The organism is Ruegeria sp. E5, assembly GCF_056534105.1.
Map to the genome: position 1 here is coordinate 399,308 of NZ_JBQFPA010000005.1, position 23,263 is coordinate 422,570.

The window sequence follows — 23,263 nt, forward strand, 5'->3', positions numbered from 1 at the left end:
CGCGCGATCAGCCTGCATCGCTAAAATAGACAAAGCTCATCTTGTTGCCATCAGGATCGCGCGCATAAGCGCCATAGAAGTTCGGGCCATATTGAGGTCGATCTCCGGGATCACCTTCATTTGTTCCGCCATTGGCAAGAGCCTCGGCATGCACCTCGCGAACTTCCGCTTCACTTTCGCAAAGCAAGCCAACCATGTTGCCGTTTCCAACCGTCGCGGCCTCTTTGTCAAAGGGCGTCGCGACCCACATGGACCCACCGCCCCGCAGCTCGTAACAAACAGCGTGGGGCATATATTCAGCAATAACCTTGCCGCCGATTTTGGGCACAACCGCATCGTAAAAGCTTCGCGCTTTGACGACATCATTTGAACCGATCATGACATAGTTAAGTGACATTTCTTAAATTCCTCCGCGCAGAACATAAAGTGAACACTATTGCGTGAACAGATGTCACGCAACGTGTTTTTGGTGTTCCACAGGGTCAACCTAACGCGTTTCCATCTTGAACCTGCAACGGCCATAGGATTTCCTGCGTATATATCTGGTGACCTGACGAGGCCAAACTTGGACTGGCGTGATCACGGCATTCTTCTGACTTCTCGCCGTCATGGTGAGACAGCGGCGATCATCGAGGTCTTTACCGAAGCCCATGGTCGTCACGCCGGAATTGTGCGCGGTGGCACCAGCCGCAAGATCGCCCCGATCCTGCAACCCGGCGCGCAACTGGACGTGCTTTGGCGCGCGCGGCTCGAAGAACATCTTGGCACCTTTCAGGTCGAACCCCTGCGTTCGCGCGCTGCAGCGGCGTTTTCAGGGCGGCTGGCGCTCGCCGGATTAAATGCGGTGGTGGCGCTGCTGTCCTTTTGCCTGCCCGAACGCGAGCCTCATCCGGCGATCTATCAGCAAACAGAACAGTTGATGGACCTGCTGGGTCAGGATGAGGTCTGGCCACTGGCCTATCTGCGCTGGGAACTGGCGCTGCTGGAAGAGCTGGGCTTTGGCTTGGATCTTTCGGCCTGCGCAGTGACAGGGGCGACCGAGGGGTTGGTCTATGTCTCTCCGAAAACCGGCCGCGCGGTCAGTGCGGCGGGGGCAGGGGACTGGGCCGATAAGCTGCTGCCTTTGCCCCCCTGCCTGCGCGGCGAAGGCGCGGCTCCGGATACCGAGATTGCTGAAGCCTTGCGCACGACCGGGTATTTTCTGGAAAACCATCTGGCTCCGTCGCTGGGTCATACGCCTTTGCCGGACGCACGCGCGCGATTTGTGGCGCAGTTTACTCGGCGGCTTTGAACACCATCTCGTGCCCGTCTTCATTGCGCAGGATCAGCACATCGCCGGACACCTCGGACTGGGTCATCGCCATCAGTGCGGCGAAATAAAACCCCTCGGCTTCAAGCCCGGCGCAAGCCGCGCGGGTGGCGGCAAGATCGGTGATCTCAAACCACGGGTAGGGTGCATTCAGTGTACCTGAATAGGTGTTGCACGGGGCATTGCCCTCAATCCGACCCTCTTCGGGGAATCGCAAAAGGGCGCTGGCCTCAAAAGGCTGCCCGTCGATCTCTTGCAAAGCCCATGTCTGATCCGCTGCGCCATAGGCGGCGACAGTCTCATCCTTGTCGCATTGGAACAGGGTTAAAAGGGGCAGGAACAAGGCCATACGTAACATCGCAATATCCTGTCAGTAGGGGTTCACACCGCTGATTAACTCTTCGCGCACTTCAAGGCGGGGGCGCCAGTTGTATTTGGTGTCCTCGCGCACCTGATCCCAATAAAGCACCCCGCTGTTGCGCCACGGGTCAAGGATGATGCCTTCATACATTGAATCTCCCTTAGCGCTGATCAGAGCCGAATGGTGGATGATCCGGAACGCAGTTGGAGGCGACGTGGCCCAGTGCAAATCCAGAGTGCGAAAGTTCTCTTGCTTCAAACGCGTGGTCATGGCCTGCGCCCAATCATTGCACAGACCTTTTTCGCGAAATCCGTTGATGACCTTTGCGTTGTGGATGATGGCTGGATCGGTGACGTTCCAGTCCTGTTTCAGTTGATTGGAATAGGCATAAGATATCTCGGCTGCACGCCGCGCCTCGGCAGGGTCAACCTTGGGGTCAAGCTGCTGGATCGCTTGTGCCAACTGGTCCACATCATCGGGCCCGGTGTTTGGTGCCATGGCGCATCCGGCAAGGGCCATGCAGGTGGCCAAAACTGCGATGATGATCTTCACGCTCGATTCTCCTCTGGCCAGCTTGGGCGCTGGGTTTGGTTGACGCCCTTTACCCGATTTCTGCGCTCGATCCGAGGGGGAAGTTTCGCCCATTAAGCCCTGAAACCGAGTTGTACAACTCGGAAGAAATAGGCCTGAAGATCCGTACAACACGGAAGAAAAAAGAAAACCCGGCGCAAGGCCGGGTTCAGTTGGGGAAACCGCGTCGCTTCGGGCGTCAGCCCAGCAATCGACGCGCGATGACTTGCGCCTGTATTTCTGCGGCGCCTTCAAAGATATTTAGGATGCGCGCGTCACAAAGCACGCGGCTAATTTTGTATTCCAGAGCGAAACCGTTGCCGCCATGAATCTGCAGCCCGTTATCCGCCGCAGCCCAAGCAACTCGAGCGCCCAGCAGCTTGGCCATCCCGGCCTCAAGGTCGCAACGTTGACCGTGATCTTTTTCCCAAGCAGAATAATAAGTTAGCTGTCGCGCGATCATGATCTCGACCGCCATCATCGCCAGCTTGCCCGAGACGCGAGGGAAATTGATCAGAGATTTGCCGAACTGCTTGCGGTCCTGTGCATATTGCATGGCAATGTCCAATGCACTCTGCGCTACGCCGATGGCGCGGGCAGCCGTTTGGATGCGGGCAGACTCGAAGGTTTCCATTAACTGCTTGAAACCTTTGCCTTCTTCGCCGCCCAGCAGGTTTTCGCCCTTCACTTCGAAGCCGTCAAATCCCAGCTCGTATTCCTTCATGCCACGATAACCCAACACCTCAATCTCACCACCAGTCATGCCGGGCGTGGGGAAGGGGTTCTCGTCGGTTCCAGGTGTCTTTTCGGCCAGGAACATGGACAGCCCACGATGATCGGTACTGTCGGGATTAGTCCGCGCCAACAAGGTCATAACATGGGTGCGCGCCGCGTGTGTGATCCATGTTTTATTTCCTGTTATCTTATAGTTACCATCTTCACCCTTGACGGCCCGCGTGCGCAGGCTGCCCAAATCCGATCCGGTATTGGGTTCAGTGAAAACAGCGGTTGGCAGGATCTCGGCGCTGGCCAGTTTTGGCAGCCAGTTGGCCTTTTGTTCATCCGTACCGCCCGCGATGATCAGTTCTGCGGCGATTTCGGACCGTGTGCCCAGAGAACCCACACCGATGTACCCGCGCGAAAGCTCTTCCGAGACCACACACATTGAGGCTTTGGATAGGCCGAACCCGCCGAATTCTTCGGGGATGGTCAGACCGAACACGCCCATCTCGGCCAGTTCCGCGATAATCTCGATTGGGATCAGTTCGTCCTTCAGGTGCCATTCATGGGCATTAGGCTCAACCTTTTCAACGGCATAGCGGCGAAACTGGTCTCGGATCATCTCCAGTTCTTCGTCCAGACCAGACGCACCAAACATGGTGGCACCGGACTGGTCCTGCATCAACTCAACCAGACGCGTGCGCGCGGCCTGAGAGTTGGCTTGCGCCATCAGTGTCTGCACTTCGCTGCATTGGAATCCCGACAGAGCATCCCAGCCAAGGCCAAGATCCTGCAAACGTACAACCTCGCCCTGGTTCATCGGAATACCACCGGCGATCTGATGCAAGTATTCCCCAAAGGCGATCTGATGCAACAGCTGCTCCATCTCGCCGAATTTACCCTCGGCCTGAAGCGCCTCGGCCCAGCGCTGCATCTGCTGCAGCGACTGGTGGTATGTGGCCAGCCAAGCCAGCCCATGGGCGGCTGTCTGATTGGCCTCGATCAGTGCGCCCGATATGCGCCCTTCGCTAGTCACCTGCGCGCGAACCGATTCGACCGCCTTATCGAACACCGCTTGAACGCCGGGCAGGGCGGCTGCGCTGAGTGTTAGAAGATCGGGCAAAACCGCTAGCTGCGTCATGTTCGTCACATCCTGTCCGTCATGGGCCATGAATCACGTCCTCTGCTGGGTTGTCTGGTCATATCATGCTGCACATGCAGCGCAACAAAAATACGCAAATCATCCATAAAAAGTTCAAAAATTGCTTAGTGACTTTTGCAGTGCAGAAATTTTTTGGGCTGGTATGAAGGGTCGATGGGACTGTTTTCACTTATGTCGCCGCAGGATTTCTGTCTGGCTTTGGTCGTTGCCTTCGTCGCGGGCTGGGTCAAAGGCATGGTCGGTTTTGCCATGCCAATGGTGCTTGTTTCTGGTCTTAGCATGATGCTGCCGCCTGAGCTGGCGCTGGCAGGTCTAATCTTGCCCACGCTGGTGACCAATGGGCTGCAGGCCTTGCGGGAAGGTTTACCTGCGGCGGCGGCGTCAGTTCGAAAGTTCAAGGTATTTCTGAGCGTTGGACTGGTCTGTCTATTGGCCAGCGCGCAGCTGATCAACATCTTGTCGCCCAAGGCATTTCTGCTGATCTTAGGCGCACCAGTTTCGTTCTTCGCTCTGATGCAACTACTGGGGCTGAAACTGACGCTGCAAGCGCCCTCAATGCGGGTTGAGGCTATGGTGGGTGCGGTGGCCGGTGCTGTCGGCGGCATCTCGGGCGTGTGGGGACCACCAACCGTGGCCTATCTGACAGCCTTGAATACACCGAAGAAGGATCAGATGCGGGTACAGGGCGTGATATACGGTCTGGGCGCCGTGGCGCTTATTGTGGCGCATCTGGGTTCGGGTATTCTAAGGACTGACACAGCGGTGTTCTCAGCGCTGCTGATTATCCCTGCCTTGGTGGGAATGCGCGGCGGTCAGTTTCTGCAGGATCGTATCGATCAGGCACAGTTCCGCAAACTCACTCTGCTTGTACTGCTGATTGCAGGGCTGAACCTGCTGCGCAGGGGTCTTTTGGGTTAATTGCGTCTTTCAGCAAACCGAAAGGCGAAATAGAGGCCCAACATTAGGAAAAAAAGACCTGAGATATCACCGATCAGATAGGCGATATACTCGGCCGTTGCGCTGCCGAAGGCCATGTTGGTGAGAACGGACACCAATACCGATGTGATGATTCCAACGCCCATCACGCAGAGCCAGCATGGCTTCCGATCGACGCGCGGAAACAAATCCCAGCCCAACGCCTTGCAGACATAAAAAACCGCTGGAACTGTGGTGACCGCGATAGTGATCGCCAGCAATCTGCTGGGCAGAAGAACATCCCAACCGCCCACAAGGGCAAAGACTATGGCAACGCCGGGCAACAGTGCGAATATCGCCCTCCATCCCAATAACCAGGCCGACAGAACCCGCACGCCGTGCGGCAGGAACAATAAGCTGGCATAGCTGGGGTATGCGGGAAAAAACACGTTCTGAAGCGGCATCAGCACCTGGAATGTTAGGAACGATGCAGCGACATAGGCCAAAGAGGCATAGAATGTTTCAGAGGCCCATCTGCGCACGGGGTCAGCCGATTACAGATCTGGGGTGGCGATCACCTGGGCGCATGAACCAGATACCGTCCGCGATTGGCGCTACCGCTTTGCGACAGATAACCCTTTTGAACCAGAGACTTCAGCGCGCGGAAAAATGTCGGGCGAGATACGCTTTTGACCAGCGTGTGTTCGATCAGACCAAAGGTGCGTACTTCGCGATCATCTTTCGACAGTTCTTCGGCGGCATAGTAGATGTCGCGCTCGACCGGTGAGAGTTCTTCCAGCCCAAGAGTGCGCTCCATGCTTTGCATCAATTTGCGCAGTTCGGTGAGTTTTGAGATTTCAGTCATTACTTGCCTATAGTTTCCGTGACGGACCGAGGCAGTTCGAAAGGCTGACCTTTTGAACACATCACGCCGACACCCATCCCCGTGTAGAAATAATCATTACCTTGTTGAACGGCCCGAGACATGATGTGAGTAAGTTAGCCCGGATCGCCCGATGTTCAAATTTAACAGAAGCCGCTGCCAAAGGACGCCGGGCTTCGAAGCGTCTTGGGTAAATTGCGATAGCGCATGTTGCACGTTATCGCAATGAACTTGTCTGTGTGCACACAAGGTGCCGAAGCGTAAGCTCTGGTGGGTCAGGGGCCATGATGGCCCCTGAATTCGATCAACCGATCGCGACAGCTTTGATGTCTTCGTCGATGAAGGGCAGGTACTGCTCGAAGTTTTCCGCGAACATGTGCACCAGCTTTTCCGCCTGTTTGTCGAACGCTTCCTGATCGTCCCAGGTGCGGCGCGGATCCAGCAAGACCTCGGGCACACCAGGGACAGAGACCGGCACATCGAAGCCGAAATTGGCGTCCTTGCGGAATTCCGCATCAGTCAGTGATCCTTCCAGCGCAGCCGTCAGCAGCGCGCGGGTGGCCTTGATTGGCATGCGGCTGCCCACGCCGTAGGCACCTCCAGTCCAGCCGGTGTTGACCAACCAGCAGGTCGCACCATGCTGAGCAATCTTATCGCGTAGAAGGTTGCCATAAGCCTCGGGGCGGCGTGGCATAAAGGGCGCGCCAAAGCAGGTCGAGAAGGTGGGCTGCGGTTCGGTCACGCCACGTTCGGTCCCGGCGACCTTCGAGGTAAAGCCGGAAAGGAAGTGATACATCGCCTGCGCAGGCGTCAACCGAGCGATCGGAGGCAAAACGCCGAACGCATCGCAGGTCAACATGATGATGTTCTTAGGATGCCCGCCCAATGCAGTTTTCGACGCGTTGGAGATGTATTCCAACGGGTAGGCGCAGCGCATATTCGCAGTCAGAGAGTCGTCGTTGAAATCCAGCTCTTTGGTCTCGGGATCAAAAACCATGTTCTCGATCACGGTGCCAAATTTCGAGGTGGTGGCGTAGATTTCTGGTTCGGCCTCGGCGTTCAGGTTGATGGTCTTGGCATAGCAACCACCTTCAAAGTTGAAGGTGCCTCGATCCGACCAACCGTGTTCGTCATCACCGATCAGGGTGCGCGACGGGTCAGCAGACAGGGTGGTCTTGCCGGTGCCGGAAAGGCCGAAGAATACGGCAGTGTCGACCGGGTTGCCTACCGCGTGGTTGGCCGAACAGTGCATCGGCATCACGCCTTTTTCGGGCAGCATGTAGTTCAGCAGGGTGAAGACGGACTTCTTGTTCTCGCCGGCGTATTCGGTGCCGCCGATCAGGATCAGCTTGCGGTCAAAGTTCAGTGCAATCACCGTTTCGCTGCGGCAGCCATGCTTTTTGGGGTCCGCCTGGAAGCTGGGACAGTTGATGATAGTAAAGTCAGCCGTGAAATCATCCAGATCCTCACGATCCGGGCGGCGCAGCAGGTGACGGATGAACAGGTTGTGCCACGCCAGCTCGGTTACCATGCGCACATTGATCGAGTAGCTGGGGTCAGCCCCACCCACGAGGTCCTGCACGAAGTAGTCGCGGCCTTTCATATGGGTCAGCATATCTTCATAGAGCGCGTCAAAACCTTCAGGGCTCATGGCGGCGTTGTTTTCCCACCAGATGCTGTCAGCAACACTGTCTGTCTTGACGACATGCTTGTCCTTGGGCGAGCGGCCAGTGAATTTGCCGGTGGTGACCAGAAAGGCGCCGCCATTGCCAAGGGTGCCTTCGCCGCGCTTCAGCGCTTCTTCGATCAGCGCCGGTTCCATGAAGTTGTAATAGACATTGCCCAGACCCTCGATGCCCTGATCTTCGAGGCGGAATTGCGGGTTAACCCGTCCAGATGTCATGTGTGTCTTCTCCTGTGGCGGCGCGAGGGCCTTGGGCCGGGTGCACCATTGGGGCGGATACCGGAAAGAGCCGGCGGTCAAGCGCCTCTTATCACGGTATTTTGGGACATGAACAGGAGGGTTGGGGGTAGTTAGCGCAACCAAGTTGAGGTTTAGCGCCATCACGATTTGTCTGCCGTAAATCAAGGCAGCTATTTGGGCGCAGCAAGGCAAATTTGCCGCATACCTGCCGCAAGAATGGCACGATTCGAGGTTACGAGTTGATTCGGTGGCTCAAAACCGCCAACAATGCCTTACAAAAAAGCGTATTATTGCGCGAGTGAGCAGGAATAGGGGTGAACCCGATGTCAAAGATTGCACTGGTGGACGACGACAGAAATATCCTGACGTCCGTGTCCATGACACTCGAAGCCGAAGGGTTTGAGGTCGAAACATACAACGATGGTCAGGCTGCGCTGGACGCTTTCAACAAAAAGCTGCCAGACATGGCCGTACTGGATATCAAGATGCCGCGGATGGACGGCATGGATCTTCTGCAAAGGCTGCGGCAGAAAACCCAGATGCCCGTGATTTTTCTGACCTCCAAAGATGACGAGATTGACGAGGTTCTGGGTCTGCGCATGGGTGCAGATGACTACGTCAAAAAACCATTCTCTCAGCGGCTACTGGTCGAACGGATTCGCGCCTTGTTGCGCCGTCAGGAAGCGGTCGATGGTGATGTGACCAACGCGGCCTCGGGCGATACAAAAGTGATGGAGCGGGGCGAGCTGCGGATGGACCCGCTGCGCCACGCAGTCAGCTGGAAAGGCAATGATGTCTCGCTGACAGTTACCGAGTTTCTGCTGCTGCAGGCCTTGGCGCAACGTCCGGGCTTTGTCAAAAGCCGCGATCAGCTGATGGATGTCGCTTATGATGATCAGGTCTACGTGGATGACCGCACCATTGACAGTCATATCAAGCGACTGCGTAAGAAGATGCGCGCAGCCGATCCCGAGTTTTCGGCGATAGAAACGCTGTACGGTATCGGGTATCGTTATAACGAAGAATAGGCGCGGCCGTTTTATCAAGCCGAAGGGGTCTCGTGCGCGATACTGAACAAGCCAACCAAGTGCACGACGCAGACGTCGTTCTTGGGGATGACTGGGTCATCCCCCAAGACCCTGATGCTGCCGAGCTACAGGCCAAGCGTTCGCGACGAAACCTGTTTTCGATGCGCTATTCGCCCTTGGCGCGCAGGATTATCACCTTCAACCTCATTGCCCTTGTCATTTTGGTTGCAGGGCTGCTGTATCTGGACGACACGCGAAAAGAACGGGTTCAACAGACCGCGCAGAACCTGGTCGGTGATGCGCAACTTGTCAGCAACGTTTTTGAAACCCAGCTGCGTCAACCCTCTGCCAATGGTGCAGGCACATTGGATGTCCGTGATACGCTAGCGGGTCTCAGCTTGCCCGAAGGCGGCGAGGTTTTTGTCTATGACGGCACGGGCACTCTGATCGGTTGGACACGCGGGGCGTCCATGGTCGACAAATTGCCCAGCCTTTTGCATCAGGACGCCGATAGCGCCACGGGAAGCACTTTGATCAGCGACGCATTGAACGCGGTTTGGAATGGTGTGTCTGCGGTCTTTAGCGGTTCTTCCGAAAGCGAGGCTCCGACGCTGGCGCAACGGGTGCAGGAAATGATCCCGCAGGCGCTGAACGGCGGATTGCAAGTACAGGCCGTGCACGACGATAAAGGCAAGACGGTGATTGTCGCCGTGGCCCCGATCCTATTGGACGATACGCCTGTGGGTGCCGTTGCTATGGCGGGCCCGGCGGGCGAGATCGATGCGCTGGCCCGCAAGGAGCAAGAGCGGATCCTGCAGATGTTTGTGGTGGCACTGCTGGTCTCGATCGGTCTGAGCCTCGTTTTGGCCTCAACGATTGCCAATCCTCTTGCTGATCTGGCCGCCGCTGCCGAGATGGGCAAGGATCGCGGAGCCGGAGTGAACCCCGGACGTATCCGCATCCCGGATCTCAGTGCGCGCCCGGATGAAATCGGCCGTCTGAGCCAGGCTTTGCGCGGGATGGTCACGGCGCTTTATAACCGCATTGACGCGAACGAACAATTTGCGGCCGATGTCGCGCATGAGATCAAGAACCCGTTGGCCAGCCTGCAATCCGCCGTGGGCACCATGCGCATGGTCAAACGCGATGATCAGCGCGAAAAACTATTGGGCGTGATTGAGCATGATGTGCGGCGATTGGATCGACTGGTCAGCGATATCTCGAACGCATCGCGGCTGGACGCGGAACTGGTGAAAGAAGAAGAGCAGCCCTTTGACCTGCTCAATCTGCTTGGGAACATAAGCCAGTTTCTGGGTGAAGATGCCCGTTCGAAAGGCATCGAATATATCACAGACCTTCCCTCGGACCCCATCGTGGTCAACGGGCTCGAGGCGCGTCTGGCGCAGGTCTTTGTCAACCTGATCACCAATGCGATTTCGTTCTGCGAGGACAAAGACGCCATCCGGGTCTGGGTCCGCCGTCGTGACAACCGCGTGCTCGTGGTGGTTGAAGACACCGGTCCCGGCATTCCTGATCAGGCGCTGACCAAGATCTTCAAGCGTTTCTATTCCGAACGCCCCGAAGAGCATTTCGGCAACAATTCGGGCCTTGGATTGGCGATTTCGAAACAAATCGTCGAGGCGCATGGTGGTGTGATCTGGGCAGAAAACATCCGTCCAACCGAGGCCGATATCACCTCGGACCCGCTAGGTGCACGGTTTGTTGTCGGGCTTCCCGTCTAAGTTATGAGCACCACCCCACTTTCTGAGATAGCGGATCAAGGGTCGGCCTGCATTCATGGGACCTGTGTTGCGGTTCAGGAAAAAGGCTTATTGATCATTGGCGCCTCGGGTACGGGCAAATCTTCTTTGGCGCTACAGATGATGGCGCTTGGGGCGCAGCTTGTCGCGGATGACCGGGTCGAATTGACCGGACAGGCCGATCACGTGATGGCAGCTGGACTTCCGCAGATCCGCGGCCTGATTGAAGCGCGCGGCATCGGGTTACTGCGAGCTGAAGCCGCGAGGCCGGTTCGATTGGCATTTGTTGTGGATATGGACCAAGCCGAGCCTGCGCGGCTGCCTGAACCCACTGAAATTCTTGTGCTGAAGCAAACTGTTCCCTTGCTTCGGGGGGCTGGCGTGCCCAATTTGGCTGCAGGACTTATTCAACTTGTGAAAATGGGGCGCGTAGCCCCGGAATGGCCGAATACATGACAGCACAACAGCGCGTCGTTCTGATAACAGGTCCTTCCGGTGCAGGGCGATCGACCGCAATTCATGTGCTTGAAGATCTGGGGTTCGAGGCGATTGACAACCTGCCGATGGGGTTGCTGGCTCGCCTCGTCGACAATTCGGAGCCTGCGCGCCCAATGGCTTTGGGTATCGACGCGCGCAATCGCGATTTTTCAACCACCGGATTTATCGAACTTGCCGCCAAACTGGGCCGGATGGAGAATGTCGACCTGACAATCCTCTATCTGGATTGCAGTGACGAGGTGCTGCTGCGTCGCTTCTCGGAGACCCGCCGCCGTCACCCGGTTGCGACTGATGCCAGCCCGGAAACCGGCATTTGTCAGGAAAAGGAACTGTTAGCCCCAATTCGCGAGTTTGCCGACACGCTGATCGACACCAGCGCGTTGAATGTGCATCAGCTGCGGGAAGAGGTCGAACGCTGGTTCGCCCCAAAGGGCGGGCGGCATCTGGCGGTGTCGGTCGAATCCTTCTCGTACAAGCGGGGCTTGCCGCGCGGTTTGGACATGGTGTTCGATTGCCGGTTTCTGGCCAATCCATACTGGCGGCCTGAACTGCGGGATGCGGATGGTCGAAACTCGGATGTGGCGGCCTATGTTCAATCAGATGCAAACTATGGCGTCTTCTTTGACCGGGTGGTCGACCTGCTGATCGAACTGCTTCCGGCCTTCCGTGAGGAAGGCAAAGCGCACCTTTCAGTTGCATTTGGGTGCACCGGAGGGCAGCACCGCTCGGTCGCGGTGGCTGAAGCAGTTGCAAAGGCCCTTGCAGAAGGGGGGCAGCAGGTGGCAATTAGGCATCGCGAAATGGAACGACGCGCGTTGAATGTGAGGCCGGAGTGATCGGGATCGTTATTGTTGCACATGGTGGGTTGGCTCAGGAGTATCTTGCGGCCACGCAGCATGTGGTTGGAAAGCAACCTGGACTGGTGGCCATCCCAATAGAAGCCGACCATGATCGCGAAGCGAAACAAGTTGAAATCTGCCGCGCGGCGGACGAGGTCGATAGGGGCGATGGCGTCGTTGTGGTGACCGATCTGTTTGGCGGCAGCCCCTCGAATCTGAGCCTGCGCGCATGTGCGCCACAAGACCGGCGAATCCTTTACGGGGCCAACCTTCCCATGCTGATCAAACTGGCCAAAAGTCGCCACTTGCCACTGGCGGAGGCCGTGCGTTTGGCTTTGGAAGCTGGACGAAAGTACATCAATGCGCAAAATGTGACATTGGATTGACACCGGATAGATTCATATGACGACCAAGAGTTTGAAAATTATCAATGAAAAGGGCCTTCACGCCCGCGCTTCTGCCAAGCTGGTCGAGGTGGTCGAAGGCTTTGATGCGCGCGCCGAGGTGTCACGAGACGGGCTTTCTGCCTCGGGCGACAGTATCATGGGCCTTTTGATGTTGGCAGCGTCGCGCGGAAGCACTATTGACGTCGAGACGTCCGGCCCGGATGCTGAGGCGTTGGCAGAGGCTTTGGAAACATTGGTGAACGATAAGTTCGGCGAAGGGTTCTGACAGCCACGACACCAAGGACGGAAAGACAAGGCAATTGGCGGAAACCACGCACGATACCAAGACAGGTCCTGTAGTGGATCACGACACCGATCAGGGTGAAATCTACGACCGCAGAACCCTGACCTACGCCAACTCGTTTGACGATGCCTGGACGTCTACGGCCATTCGCGCCATCGAATGGTGCACAGGTAAGCTGACCATCCTGCGCATGGTCAACAAGTTCGAGAAGCAGAACGAACGCTATCGAGGTCAGAAGTTCTGGGGCGGTGCGCTCAAGACCATGGGTATCGAGCTGACAACCCCAGCCGAACAGATCGCCCGCATTCCAAAAGAAGGCCCCGTAGTGGTCGTCGCGAACCATCCGCACGGCATGGTTGATGGCATGATCTTCGCTGAACTTATCGGCCGGGTCCGCAGTGACTATCGCATCCTGACCCGCTCAGTCCTGACTGGGTTGGATGAAGCTGCGACCTCATTCATGATCCCGGTGCCGTTCCCGCATGATCCTGAAGCGCAGGCCAAGATGCTTGAGATGCGCAGCAAGACGATGAAACATCTGGCAGATGGGGGCGTTGTCGCGTTATTCCCGTCAGGTGTTGTGATGTCTTCGGATGATTGGTTCGGACCAGCCATCGAGCGGGAGTGGAATGTCTTCACCGCGAAGATGATCCGTAGGTCGGGTGCCAAGGTCGTGCCGATCTTTTTCCCCGGCAGCAACTCGCGCTGGTATCAAATTGCCAACCGGATATCGCCTATCCTGCGCCAGGGCCTACTGCTGCACGAAATCGTCCGATCCTGCAACAGGCCCCAGTCGCCGGTGATCGGTGACCCGATTTCGGATAAAGACATGGACCTGCTGGAACGCGACCCCCGCGGTTTCATGGCATGGCTTCGTGATCACACCATGGCGCTGGGCAAGACGCTCAAATCCTGATCTGCCCCTACATCTGGCCAAAAATATCTCGGGAGTGAATTGAGCCATAGGCTCAAGAGAGGGCTGGCCCTCTCAGATTCTACCGTGTGGGTACCGGAACCTCGCCTCGATAATCATAAAACCCGCGTTCGGTTTTGCGTCCCAGCCATCCGGCTTCGACATATTTCGTCAACAGCGGGCAGGGACGATACTTGGTGTCTGCCAGTCCGTCATGTAACACGTTCATGATCGCCAAACAGGTATCCAAGCCGATGAAATCCGCTAGTTCCAATGGGCCCATAGGGTGGTTTGCGCCCAGTTTCATCGATTGGTCAATGGACTGCACATTCCCGACACCTTCATACAATGTGTAAACCGCCTCATTGATCATAGGCATCAGAATGCGATTCACGATAAAGGCCGGAAAATCTTCGGCGCTGGCTGAGGTTTTGCCAAGCCGGTCCACTACGGCTTTACAGGAGTTAAAGGTTGCTTCATCGGTGGCGATGCCCCGGATCAACTCGACGAGCTGCATCACAGGGACCGGGTTCATGAAGTGGAATCCCATGAAACGTTCGGGCCGGTCGGTGCGGCTGGCCAGCCGGGTAATTGAGATCGACGAAGTGTTCGATGTCAGGATCGTATGTGGCTGTAGGTGCGGCAACAGGTCTTCAAAGATTGCCTGTTTCACCGTTTCCCGCTCGGTCGCGGCTTCGATTACAAGATCGGTCTGCCCCAAATCCGGCAGATTCAGCGTCGTCGTGATCCGACTCAACGCGGATTTCACTGCATCATCCGAGATTTTGCCGCGCGACGCTTGACGCGCCAGGTTGGTTTCAATGGTTGCCATAGCGCTGTTTAGCGCGTCCTGGCTGACATCGTTCAGTAGAACATCATACTCTGCCAACGCCATAACATGAGCAATCCCGTTGCCCATCTGTCCAGCGCCGATCACTCCGACTGATTTTACGTCCATTTGTTCGATGCCCTTGTTCGCAGAATATGGCGACATTATCGGCAGTTCCCTATGGGCGGCAAGGGGACGGGGACAGTCAATTTCGCTTCAAATGCGCGCATTAGGACTTTCTCAAGACTTGCGGCGGCAAAATGGCGGTTGGGTGAATATTTGGGTGAGTGTGATGAGCTATCAATCGATCAATGCGGTCCATTCCGCGGAAACGACGTGCGAATATGAAAATTCGAAACTACGTTTCAGGGGCCCTCAAAGGGCGTTGAACAACCCCTATGTGGCATGTTTGGGGGGCGAAGAGACCTTTGGCCGTTTCGTAGAAACCCCCTTTCCCAATGAGTTGGAACGTCGTCTGGATCGCCGCTGCGTCAATCTGGGCAGCCTGTTCTGCGGTGCCGAGGCGTTGACGCAGGACAAAGGGCTACTGGAGATCGCAAACCGGTCTGATATATGCGTCCTGCAGTTACCCGGCATGCTGGGGCTATCGAACCGATTCTACCGGGTGCACCCACGACGCAATGACCGTTTCGTTGCGCCAAATGCCGATCTGGTTGCGCTGTATCCCGAAGTAGATTTTACGGATGTCCATTTTGTACAGCACTTGCTGACCCGCCTGTCGGCACGCTCGGATGCCCGTATTGAACTTGTGGAACAAGAGTTGCGCAATGTCTGGATCGAAAAGCTCGGCAAGTTTCTTGCAGAAGTAGGCCCGCCCGTCCTGCTTTTGCATCTGCAAGTGGAGAGAAGCGATTTGGATTCGACACCGGGTGACGGCTTTGCAATCAACCCCGAGATGATTGAGCCTTTGAGACCCCATTGTACGGATATTTTGTCCTTGCAGGTTCAGGTATCCGGCGTATCGAATGAGCTTGAAGACATGTTGTTTGGCACCCTGCAACAACCGATTGCCGAGCATATGATTGGCCCAGCCACACATCGCAATATCGCTGGCTCACTTGCCCAAGTGATCAACGACCTGGGCGTATAAACAACAAAGGCCCGCCGGTGGCGGGCCTTCTAAGATTTTTCGTCGAAAAATCTTTGTCTGAAATCAGCCGAGTTTTTCGGTGAGTTCCGGTACGGCCTGGAACAGGTCTGCGACCAGACCGAAGTCTGCGACCTGGAAGATCGGCGCTTCTTCGTCCTTGTTGATCGCAACGATGACCTTGGAGTCCTTCATGCCCGCCAGGTGCTGGATCGCACCCGAGATGCCGACTGCAACGTAAAGGTCAGGGGCAACAACCTTGCCGGTCTGACCCACCTGCCAGTCGTTCGGGGCGTAGCCCGAGTCAACTGCGGCGCGTGAGGCACCAACGGCGGCTCCCAGCTTATCGGCCAGGCCTTCGATCAGTTTGAAGTCGTCTTCCGAGCCAACACCACGGCCACCCGAAACAACAACACCAGCCGAAGTCAGTTCAGGACGGTCGCTTTCAGCAACCTTGTCCTCGACCCACGACGACAGGCCGGGGTTTTCGCCGACCGAGATGGTCTCGACCGCCGCCGAACCACCTTCGCCCGCCGCATCGAAGCTGGCGGTCCGGATGGTCACGACTTTCTTGGCGTCGTTCGATTTCACGGTCTGGATCGCGTTACCCGCGTAGATCGGACGCTCGAAGGTCGTGGCATCGACCACGCCGGACGCGTCCGAGATCACCATCACGTCCAGCAGGGCTGCAACGCGCGGCATCACGTTCTTGGCGTCGGTGGTGGCAGGGGCAACGATATGCTCGTACCCATCGGCCAGACCCACGATCAGGGCTGCGGTCGATTCCGCCAGGCGATGACCCAGCGAGGCGTCTTCGGCCACCAGAACCTTGGATACGCCATCGATCTTGGCAGCGGCCTCACCAGCAGCAGCGGCAGAACCACCTGCGGCCAGAACGGTGATTTCACCCAGCGATTTGACGGCGGCAACGGTCTTGGCTGTGGCGTCAACCGACAGCTCACCATTGTTAACCTCTGCGAGAAGAAGAACAGCCATTACACAGCCCCCGCTTCTTTGAGTTTCTCGACCAGCTCATCAACCGAGCCCACGATGATACCAGCAGCACGTGCCGGCGGCTCTTCGGTCTTGACGACTTCCAGACGCGGAGTGACGTCGACGCCATAATCGGCGGCGGTTTTTTCATCCAGCGGCTTTTTCTTCGCCTTCATGATGTTCGGCAGCGATGCATAACGCGGCTCGTTCAGGCGCAGGTCTACGGTCACGATGGTTGGCATCTTGACGGAGATGGTCTGCAGACCGCCATCCACCTCGCGGGTGATCTTGGCGGTGTCGCCTTCGATGTCCAGCTCGGACGCGAAAGTGCCTTGGCTCCAGCCCAGCAGGGCCGACAGCATCTGACCGGTGGCGTTCATGTCGTTGTCGATCGCCTGTTTGCCCGCCAGAACGATGCCCGGCTGCTCTTCTTCAACCACTTTGGCGAGGATCTTGGCAACGGCAAGCGGTTCGATGTCCTGATGCACGTCATCCGCCGCGACAACCAGAATGGCGCGGTCGGCGCCCATGGCCAGTGCGGTCCGCAGGGTTTCCTGCGACTGTTTCACACCGATCGAAACGGCAACAACCTCATCGGCCTTGCCCGCCTCTTTCAGGCGGATCGCCTCTTCCACGGCAATTTCGTCGAACGGGTTCATCGACATTTTTACATTGGCGAGATCAACGCCGCTGCCATCCGCTTTCACACGAACTTTCACGTTGTAGTCAATCACGCGCTTGACAGGCACGAGTACCTTCATTTTTGCGTATGCTCCTTACAAAAACGGCAAGCCGCGCAGCGACTCCACCAATGCTCTCGCTGGCTTAGATAGCGGGTCGTGATGTTCTGCGACAGAGCAAAATCGTCACGTCATGGTTTCGAGACGTCGCGTTTTGTCATTTTTTAGACCAGAAACGAAATTTAGTTTCCCGACGGCAGGCGCGATCACCGGTTTGCACCGGGAATCCAGAGCACATCATCGTGCCCGCCGTTGTTGGCACAGCGCGCCGCGACAAAGAACCAATCGCTCAGACGATTGAGGTATTTGACAGCCACCTCATTGACCGGTTCCATGTTTGTCAGCTCAACCGCCAACCGCTCGGCCCGGCGCGAAACTGTTCTGCACACATGCAGATGCGCGGCCAAACGTGAGCCACCGGGCAGGATGAAACTGCGCAAGGGCTGGAGCGCTTCGTTCATCGCATCGATCTCGGCTTCAAGCCGGTCGATCTGAGCGGAAACGATACGCAGGGGCGGGTAGTCGGCCTCGGCATCCTTATCCATGTCGGGGCGGCAGAAATCGGCACCCAGATCAAACAGGTCATTCTGGATACGGGACAAGGCGGCTTCGACTTCTCCGTCTGCTTCGGTCCGTGCCACGCCGACAAAGGAATTCAGCTCATCCACAGTGCCATAGGCCGCGACACGCCCGGAATATTTGGCAACGCGCTCACCATTGCCCAGAGCGGTTTTCCCATCATCGCCGGTGCGCGTGTAAATCTTGTTGAGAACGACCATGCCTTACCCTCCCTGCCCACGCAGATAGACGTAAAGTACGATCAGCAGTACCGCAATGAACTGAAACAGGATACGCAGGCGCATCAGCTTGTTGCTTTTCAGCGCGGCTTCTTTGCCGGGTTTTCCAAAATTGGCAATGCCCATAACCAGCACGACGACGACCGCCGCCATGGCCAGAAGCAGTATGACCATCGTCAGGTCCATAGCTCACCGTCCGTGTTTGTTCAGTTGTTGAGCCGTCATCTAGCGTTGATAGCGGCAAAAGCGAACAGGTAATTTCGCCTCATATGTCCGAGAGGATGCGATCAATGGCCCGGGTGGGCAGAATACGGCGCAGATATCCGGCGATATAGGTGGGCGTCGTCACATAGTATCGCGGACGTGGGCGCTTGGATTCAACCGCATGCGCCAATTTGGCGGTAACAGCCGAGGCAGGCAGTTCGAACTTGTCAGGTCCGGAGGATTCGTAGAGGCGTTTTAGCAGCGTATCCTCGTATCTCTGCCGCAGGGCCGAGCTTTTCCAGTCAATAAAGCGTTCGAAGACAGGGATCGCGTTCACACGGATCTTCGAGGTGACCGGGCCTGGTTCGATCAGGATGACCTTGATGTCGGTGTCTCGTAGCTCTAGGCGCAAGGTATCGGTCAGGCCTTCGATGGCGTATTTGGTGGCGACGTATGCCCCGCGCCAGGGGAACGCGACCAGTCCCAACACTGATGAGTTCTGCACGATGCGCCCATGGCCCTGAGCCCGCATCACGGGAATCACTTGCCGGGTCAGTTCGTGCCAGCCAAATACGTTGGTCTCGAAAATTAGGCGAAGCCCTTCGATTGGGACATCTTCAACCGCGCCGGGAAGGCCGTGAGCGCCATTGTTGAACAACGCATCCAGCGTACCACCGGTCGCGTCCAAAACCTGCTGCAGGCCTGAGGTAATGCTATCGGAATCGGTATAGTCGATCAGCGGGCTGTCGAAACCCTGTGCCCGTAGCCGATCACAGTCACGCTGTTGACGGCATGAGGCAAAAACGCGCCAACCGCGCGCGCGCATCCCGTGCGCCGCGTCCAGACCGATCCCGGATGAGCAGCCTGTGATCAGAATTGATTTCTGCATATTGCCCCCGCCTCTGTACTTCGCCCATAGCTATGGCGAGCTATAGGTCAGGACAATGACACAGTTGCGTCAGTTTGTTGGTTTCCGAACCAGTGAGGCAGAAATCCAACCCACACGCTGATCAGGGTATAACCGCAAACGCAGCCAGCCGGTGCCGGAATCGCTGAGAACCTCGACGCGCTGGCCAAGTTTGGCTTTGGCGATGATGGGGTAAATCGTTCCGGGCCCATCGCGCATATTGACCCGCGTGCCCGAGATTTCGCGGATATCTTTCTCGGGCTCGATGACTTGAGTCACAGGTGTGAAGTCATCCTGCACCTCGGCCTCGACCTGCAACAGTCCGGCGGCTCCGTCTTCAAGCGAAGCCAGAGTAAAGCTGACGCCGTTCTCGTCAAATGCAGAGAACTGAGACAGCGGATCGTTGGTGACTTGTGACAGGACGACCGCGGCATCCTCCTCTACTTGTGGCTCGGGCTGAGCGCGCGCCTGTACAATGCGCGCGGCAACGTTGGTCACAAGGTCTTCAGCCCGAGGTGCGTGGTCGGATGCAGGCTCATGTTCTGGCACAGAGGCAACGCGAACCGGTTGCTCGACGCGGGTGCCACGCGGTTCGAAATCCGGGCCCCCGCTCATCACATAGAAGCTCCAGCCGAGCATGGCGAAAGTGATAACAATAACGCGCTTCATGGCGCACCCCCTGGCAATCGTAACATCAATAAAAGGCAGCAGTCTTAATGTACGAAACCCTACCATAGATTCAGCTTCGAGTCGAAAAGCGGGGGAAATCCGATACTTGCCTCCCCCTATTGCAAAAAGCCCGACTTGTCCCCAGCAAAATATGCGCCGATTGCTTTACCCGCGCGCGCTTGCGTCGTATCACATCATGTATGAACGATACGATCGACGACCCCAATATGGAGACCCCTGACAATGGGGGCGAGGTAGCCGAGCCGCTGCGCCGCGCAATTGGCGAGCGCTACCTGACCTATGCGCTTTCCACCATCATGCACCGCGCTTTGCCAGATGCGCGCGATGGATTGAAGCCGGTTCACCGGCGAATCCTCTACGCGATGCGCGAGTTGCGACTCAGTGCGACGGGCGGTTTCCGTAAGTCAGCGAAAATCTCTGGCGATGTGATGGGTAACTATCACCCTCATGGCGACGCGGCGATTTACGACGCAATGGCGCGACTGGCACAGGACTTCAACGTCCGATATCCACTGGTCGACGGGCAGGGGAATTTTGGCAATATCGACGGCGATAATCCGGCGGCCTCTCGATACACCGAGGCGCGGATGACCATCGTGGCCGAAGCCCTGTTGGAAGGGTTGAACGAAGACGCTGTCGATTTCCGCGACAACTATGACGGCACACTGACCGAACCGGTCGTGTTGCCCGCACAGTTCCCGAATCTACTGGCCAATGGCGCCAGCGGTATCGCGGTGGGCATGGCGACGAATATCCCGCCGCATAATATTTCTGAGTTGTGCGACGCTTGTCTGCATCTGATCAAGACGCCGGATGCGCGTGACGATACGCTATTGAATTATGTTCCCGGCCCGGATTTTCCGACCGGCGGCGTCATTGTCGAGCCGCCCGAAAATATCGCGCAGGCCTACCGCACCGGGCGTGGATCCTTCCGGCTGCGCTGTAAATACGAGGTTGAAGATCTGGGGCGTGGCCAGTGGCAGATCATCGTCACCGAGATTCCCTATCAGGTTCAGAAATCCAAGCTGATCGAAAAGATCGCGGACCTGATCCAGACCAAGAAGATCCCGATCCTCGCCGATGTCCGCGACGAATCCGCTGATGACATCCGCCTGATCCTTGAACCACGCTCTAAGAATGTGGACCCCGAGGTGCTGATGGGCATGCTCTATCGCAACTCGGACCTTGAGGTGCGCTTCAGCCTCAACATGAACGTGCTGATCGACGGGGTGACGCCTAAGGTCTGCTCGATGAAGGAAGTGCTGCGCGCGTTCCTTGACCACCGGCAAGAGGTGCTGATCAGGCGGTCGCGTCACCGCATGGCCAAGATCGACCACCGCCTTGAGGTATTGGAGGGCTTTATCGTCGCCTTCCTGAACCTCGACCGGGTGATCGATATCATCCGCTACGACGACGACCCCAAGGCCGCTCTGATGCGCGAAGATTGGGGCATCGATCACGTCCGCGCAACCGATGAGTCCGATTACGTCTCGCCGAAGCCGGGTGAGGGCGAACTGTCCGAGGTGCAGGTCGATGCAATCCTCAACATGCGCCTGCGCAGCTTGCGCCGTCTGGAAGAGATGGAACTGGTACGCGAACGTGACGAACTGATGCTGGAACGCGCCAACCTCGAAGACCTGCTGGCCGACCCCGCCCTGCAATGGGCCAAGATCGCCGAGCAACTCAAAGAGACCAAGAAGACCTTCGGCAAAGACTATGAAGGCGGCGCGCGCCGGACACAATTTGCCGAGGCAGGTCAGGTCGAGGAAGTGCCGCTTGAGGCGATGATCGACAAGGAACCGATCACGGTCGTCTGCTCTCAGATGGGTTGGATCAGGGCAATGACCGGCCATATCGATCTGAAGCGCGAGTTGAAGTTCAAAGATGGTGACGGCCCACGTTTCATTTTCCACGCGGAAACTACGGACCGCCTGCTGGTCTTTGCGTCAAATGGCCGATTCTATACAGTCAGCGCCGCTAACCTGCCCGGCGGGCGTGGCATGGGCGAACCGCTACGTCTGATGGTCGACCTGCCGAACGAGGCGCAGATTATCGACATCCTGATCCACAAACCGGGGCGCAAGCTGCTTGTGGCCTCAGATGCGGGCAACGGCTTTATGGTGCCGGAAGATGACGTTCTGGCGCAGACCCGGAATGGCAAACAGGTGCTGAACGTCAAAGGAGACGAGACGGCGATGATCTGTAAACCGGTTGAGGGCGATCATGTTGCTGTTGTCTCGCAGAACGGGAAATTCCTAGTCTTCCCGACAGAGGAGCTGCCCGAGATGACCCGTGGTAAGGGTGTCCGCTTGCAGAAGTACAACATGGCGCGTGGGCGGCAGGGCACACTGGAATTGGATGGTGGGTTATCCGATATCACCACCTTCAACTGGGAAGAGGGCCTGAAATGGTCCATGGGCGGCGACAAAACCCGGCACGAGGCAGATATGTCCCAATGGTTGGCCAAGCGTGCGGGTGTTGGGAAAAAAGCACCTTATGGCTTTCCGAGGGATTACAAGTTCTCGTGATATGCTGTCCGCTTGGTGAAAATCTGCCGATACGGCTTGGCACAACCCGTATCGGTGCGCTACATCCAAAGAAAACAGGCCTATCGAGACGAGAGACATGCTGCGCATTCTGACACTGATCACCGGGTTGGCCCTGATGGGCGCATGCACCCAAACGCAGGTTTATGAAGACCCCGAGTCGCTGGGTGAATTCAAGCTACGCGTGAATTATGCCTTTGCGGAAAAGGCCGTTCAGGGACCGGTATCGCGGGATGCTACGCCGGATGAATGGACCAAAGCGATCCAGAATGCAGTGGACATCAGGCTTGGCCGGTATGAAGGTTCACAGGAATACGACATTGGCATCAGTCTCGAGGGCTACATGTTGGCACCTCCGGGAATTCCTGTGATTTACAACCCCAAAAGCACCGCCATCGTTCTGGTAAACGTCTATGACGTCGAAAAGAAAGAGTTCCTTGCTAAAGGCAAGCAGTTTCAGGTGCTCGAAGATACCACCGGTGAAAGCGCCCTTACAGGATCAGGAAATGCGCGCACCCGAGAAGAACAGATGAACGGTCTGGCCTTGAAGGTTGCCGACCGGGTTGAGGAGTGGCTGGCCGAAGAGCACAAAGATGATGGCTGGTTTGACAAGCGTCCCAGCTTGATCCAGCCGCTTGAAACCGAAGCTGTCACACAAAATCCGGCGTGATGGATGCATTTCCCTCAGGATGTGCTTGATTTTCCCCCCTGAACCAAATATCTCGCGCGCGCAGATGTAACCACGGGACCAAGGGTCCCCCAAATTGCAAAAAGGGCGCCTGAGGAATGGCAAAGGAAAAGTTTGAGCGTAATAAGCCGCACGTCAACATCGGCACGATTGGGCACGTTGACCACGGCAAGACCACGCTGACCGCAG

At 56.9% G+C, this 23,263-nt stretch carries 27 protein-coding genes; 13 read left to right on the forward strand and 14 right to left on the reverse strand.

Translation table 11 applies throughout. The annotated features are described in order from the left end of the window. Nucleotides 1-7 precede the first annotated feature (7 nt). Entirely contained in the window at nt 8-397 is a 390-nt protein-coding gene (locus tag ACR0BI_RS19170; RefSeq protein ID WP_170402289.1) for a VOC family protein, read from the reverse strand. A gap of 168 nt (nt 398-565) precedes the next feature. Between ACR0BI_RS19170 and recO the strand changes: the two genes are divergently transcribed. Next, complete coding sequence (gene recO, locus ACR0BI_RS19175) at nt 566-1,291, forward strand: DNA repair protein RecO (protein WP_170392605.1); 726 nt, start codon at nt 566-568, stop codon at nt 1,289-1,291. Here recO and ACR0BI_RS19180 read toward each other — a convergent pair. The 3 genes from ACR0BI_RS19180 to ACR0BI_RS19190 all read right to left on the reverse strand — a co-directional run bounded on the left by ACR0BI_RS19180 (nt 1,275) and on the right by ACR0BI_RS19190 (nt 4,131). Continuing rightward, nucleotides 1,275-1,667, reverse strand: coding sequence for an META domain-containing protein (locus tag ACR0BI_RS19180; protein ID WP_170425223.1), 393 nt, complete (start codon nt 1,665-1,667; stop codon nt 1,275-1,277). The two genes, recO and ACR0BI_RS19180, sit on opposite strands and share 17 nt — an antisense overlap. A 12-nt stretch (nt 1,668-1,679) precedes the next feature. Then, a complete protein-coding gene (locus ACR0BI_RS19185) occupies nt 1,680-2,222 on the reverse strand; it encodes a hypothetical protein (RefSeq protein WP_170402284.1) in 543 nt (180 codons plus the stop codon). Between the two features lie 217 nt (nt 2,223-2,439). Then, nucleotides 2,440-4,131, reverse strand: a complete 1,692-nt coding sequence (locus ACR0BI_RS19190; RefSeq protein ID WP_480562504.1) for an acyl-CoA dehydrogenase family protein — start codon at nt 4,129-4,131, stop codon at nt 2,440-2,442. A 144-nt stretch (nt 4,132-4,275) separates the two neighbouring features. On the opposite strand from ACR0BI_RS19190, the gene ACR0BI_RS19195 reads away from it, so the two are divergent. Beyond that, nucleotides 4,276-5,040, forward strand: coding sequence for a sulfite exporter TauE/SafE family protein (locus ACR0BI_RS19195; protein ID WP_170402277.1), 765 nt, complete (start codon nt 4,276-4,278; stop codon nt 5,038-5,040). On the opposite strand, the gene ACR0BI_RS19200 is transcribed toward ACR0BI_RS19195, so the two are convergent. From ACR0BI_RS19200 to ACR0BI_RS19210, 3 genes are all read right to left on the reverse strand, one after another. Further along, complete coding sequence (locus tag ACR0BI_RS19200; RefSeq protein WP_255611805.1) at nt 5,037-5,579, reverse strand: hypothetical protein; 543 nt, start codon at nt 5,577-5,579, stop codon at nt 5,037-5,039. The genes ACR0BI_RS19195 and ACR0BI_RS19200 overlap by 4 nt on opposite strands. Nucleotides 5,580-5,611: 32 nt before the next feature. Continuing rightward, nucleotides 5,612-5,902, reverse strand: a complete 291-nt coding sequence (locus tag ACR0BI_RS19205; RefSeq protein ID WP_170392600.1) for a hypothetical protein — start codon at nt 5,900-5,902, stop codon at nt 5,612-5,614. A gap of 322 nt (nt 5,903-6,224) precedes the next feature. Continuing rightward, nucleotides 6,225-7,823 (reverse strand): phosphoenolpyruvate carboxykinase, encoded by a 1,599-nt coding sequence (locus ACR0BI_RS19210; protein WP_170513460.1) that lies wholly within the window; start codon nt 7,821-7,823, stop codon nt 6,225-6,227. A gap of 344 nt (nt 7,824-8,167) precedes the next feature. On the opposite strand from ACR0BI_RS19210, the gene ACR0BI_RS19215 reads away from it, so the two are divergent. From ACR0BI_RS19215 to ACR0BI_RS19245, 7 genes are read left to right on the forward strand one after another with little or no spacing between them, the layout of a single operon-like run. Beyond that, nucleotides 8,168-8,872 carry a response regulator transcription factor gene (locus ACR0BI_RS19215; RefSeq protein WP_170392598.1) on the forward strand — a complete coding sequence of 235 codons (705 nt, stop codon included), beginning with the start codon at nt 8,168-8,170 and terminating at the stop codon, nt 8,870-8,872. 32 nt (nt 8,873-8,904) lie between these two features. After that, nucleotides 8,905-10,614 (forward strand): ATP-binding protein, encoded by a 1,710-nt coding sequence (locus tag ACR0BI_RS19220; RefSeq protein WP_480562503.1) that lies wholly within the window; start codon nt 8,905-8,907, stop codon nt 10,612-10,614. Nucleotides 10,615-10,617: 3 nt separating this feature from the next. Then, a complete protein-coding gene (locus ACR0BI_RS19225; protein WP_170662869.1) occupies nt 10,618-11,088 on the forward strand; it encodes a phosphoenolpyruvate carboxykinase (ATP) in 471 nt (156 codons plus the stop codon). Then, nucleotides 11,085-11,966, forward strand: a complete 882-nt coding sequence (gene rapZ / locus ACR0BI_RS19230; RefSeq protein ID WP_480562502.1) for an RNase adapter RapZ — start codon at nt 11,085-11,087, stop codon at nt 11,964-11,966. The genes ACR0BI_RS19225 and rapZ overlap by 4 nt, the downstream gene beginning before the upstream one ends. Further along, the gene (locus tag ACR0BI_RS19235) at nt 11,963-12,355 is read left to right on the forward strand and encodes a PTS sugar transporter subunit IIA domain-containing protein (protein WP_170609725.1); all 393 of its coding nucleotides are present in this window, start codon (nt 11,963-11,965) and stop codon (nt 12,353-12,355) included. The genes rapZ and ACR0BI_RS19235 overlap by 4 nt, the downstream gene beginning before the upstream one ends. Before the next feature lie 16 nt (nt 12,356-12,371). Continuing rightward, entirely contained in the window at nt 12,372-12,641 is a 270-nt protein-coding gene (locus tag ACR0BI_RS19240) for an HPr family phosphocarrier protein (protein ID WP_170392593.1), read from the forward strand. A 34-nt stretch (nt 12,642-12,675) separates the two neighbouring features. Next, on the forward strand, nt 12,676-13,575 hold the full coding sequence (locus ACR0BI_RS19245; protein WP_170392592.1) for a lysophospholipid acyltransferase family protein: 900 nt from the start codon (nt 12,676-12,678) through the stop codon (nt 13,573-13,575). Nucleotides 13,576-13,654: 79 nt separating this feature from the next. Here ACR0BI_RS19245 and ACR0BI_RS19250 read toward each other — a convergent pair whose 3' ends face one another. After that, the gene (locus ACR0BI_RS19250) at nt 13,655-14,530 is read right to left on the reverse strand and encodes a 3-hydroxybutyryl-CoA dehydrogenase (RefSeq protein ID WP_170513461.1); all 876 of its coding nucleotides are present in this window, start codon (nt 14,528-14,530) and stop codon (nt 13,655-13,657) included. Nucleotides 14,531-14,693: 163 nt separating this feature from the next. Here ACR0BI_RS19250 and ACR0BI_RS19255 point away from each other — a divergent pair, with 163 nt between their 5' ends. Next, nucleotides 14,694-15,512, forward strand: coding sequence for a DUF6473 family protein (locus ACR0BI_RS19255; RefSeq protein ID WP_480562501.1), 819 nt, complete (start codon nt 14,694-14,696; stop codon nt 15,510-15,512). A 63-nt stretch (nt 15,513-15,575) separates the two neighbouring features. Here ACR0BI_RS19255 and ACR0BI_RS19260 read toward each other — a convergent pair whose 3' ends face one another. The 6 genes from ACR0BI_RS19260 to ACR0BI_RS19285 form a co-directional block, all read right to left on the reverse strand. Next, a complete protein-coding gene (locus ACR0BI_RS19260) occupies nt 15,576-16,505 on the reverse strand; it encodes an electron transfer flavoprotein subunit alpha/FixB family protein (RefSeq protein WP_170392590.1) in 930 nt (309 codons plus the stop codon). Next, a complete protein-coding gene (locus ACR0BI_RS19265) occupies nt 16,505-17,263 on the reverse strand; it encodes an electron transfer flavoprotein subunit beta/FixA family protein (protein WP_170392589.1) in 759 nt (252 codons plus the stop codon). The genes ACR0BI_RS19260 and ACR0BI_RS19265 overlap by 1 nt, the downstream gene beginning before the upstream one ends. A 185-nt stretch (nt 17,264-17,448) precedes the next feature. Continuing rightward, nucleotides 17,449-18,021: a cob(I)yrinic acid a,c-diamide adenosyltransferase gene (locus tag ACR0BI_RS19270; RefSeq protein WP_170425243.1), complete on the reverse strand. Its 573-nt coding sequence runs from the start codon at nt 18,019-18,021 to the stop codon at nt 17,449-17,451. A gap of 3 nt (nt 18,022-18,024) precedes the next feature. Further along, nucleotides 18,025-18,225: a twin transmembrane helix small protein gene (locus ACR0BI_RS19275; protein WP_170392587.1), complete on the reverse strand. Its 201-nt coding sequence runs from the start codon at nt 18,223-18,225 to the stop codon at nt 18,025-18,027. Between the two features lie 79 nt (nt 18,226-18,304). Then, entirely contained in the window at nt 18,305-19,132 is an 828-nt protein-coding gene (locus tag ACR0BI_RS19280) for an SDR family NAD(P)-dependent oxidoreductase (RefSeq protein WP_170392586.1), read from the reverse strand. Between the two features lie 69 nt (nt 19,133-19,201). Continuing rightward, nucleotides 19,202-19,819, reverse strand: coding sequence for an SH3 domain-containing protein (locus ACR0BI_RS19285; RefSeq protein WP_480562500.1), 618 nt, complete (start codon nt 19,817-19,819; stop codon nt 19,202-19,204). A 200-nt stretch (nt 19,820-20,019) separates the two neighbouring features. Here ACR0BI_RS19285 and parC point away from each other — a divergent pair, with 200 nt between their 5' ends. The 3 genes from parC to ACR0BI_RS19300 all read left to right on the forward strand — a co-directional run. After that, the gene (parC, locus tag ACR0BI_RS19290) at nt 20,020-22,368 is read left to right on the forward strand and encodes a DNA topoisomerase IV subunit A (protein WP_480562499.1); all 2,349 of its coding nucleotides are present in this window, start codon (nt 20,020-20,022) and stop codon (nt 22,366-22,368) included. A gap of 97 nt (nt 22,369-22,465) precedes the next feature. Continuing rightward, complete coding sequence (locus ACR0BI_RS19295; protein WP_170392584.1) at nt 22,466-23,056, forward strand: hypothetical protein; 591 nt, start codon at nt 22,466-22,468, stop codon at nt 23,054-23,056. 116 nt (nt 23,057-23,172) lie between these two features. Further along, nucleotides 23,173-23,263: GTP-binding protein (locus tag ACR0BI_RS19300; protein WP_036223564.1), on the forward strand; the 91-nt coding region annotated here is incomplete at its 3' end.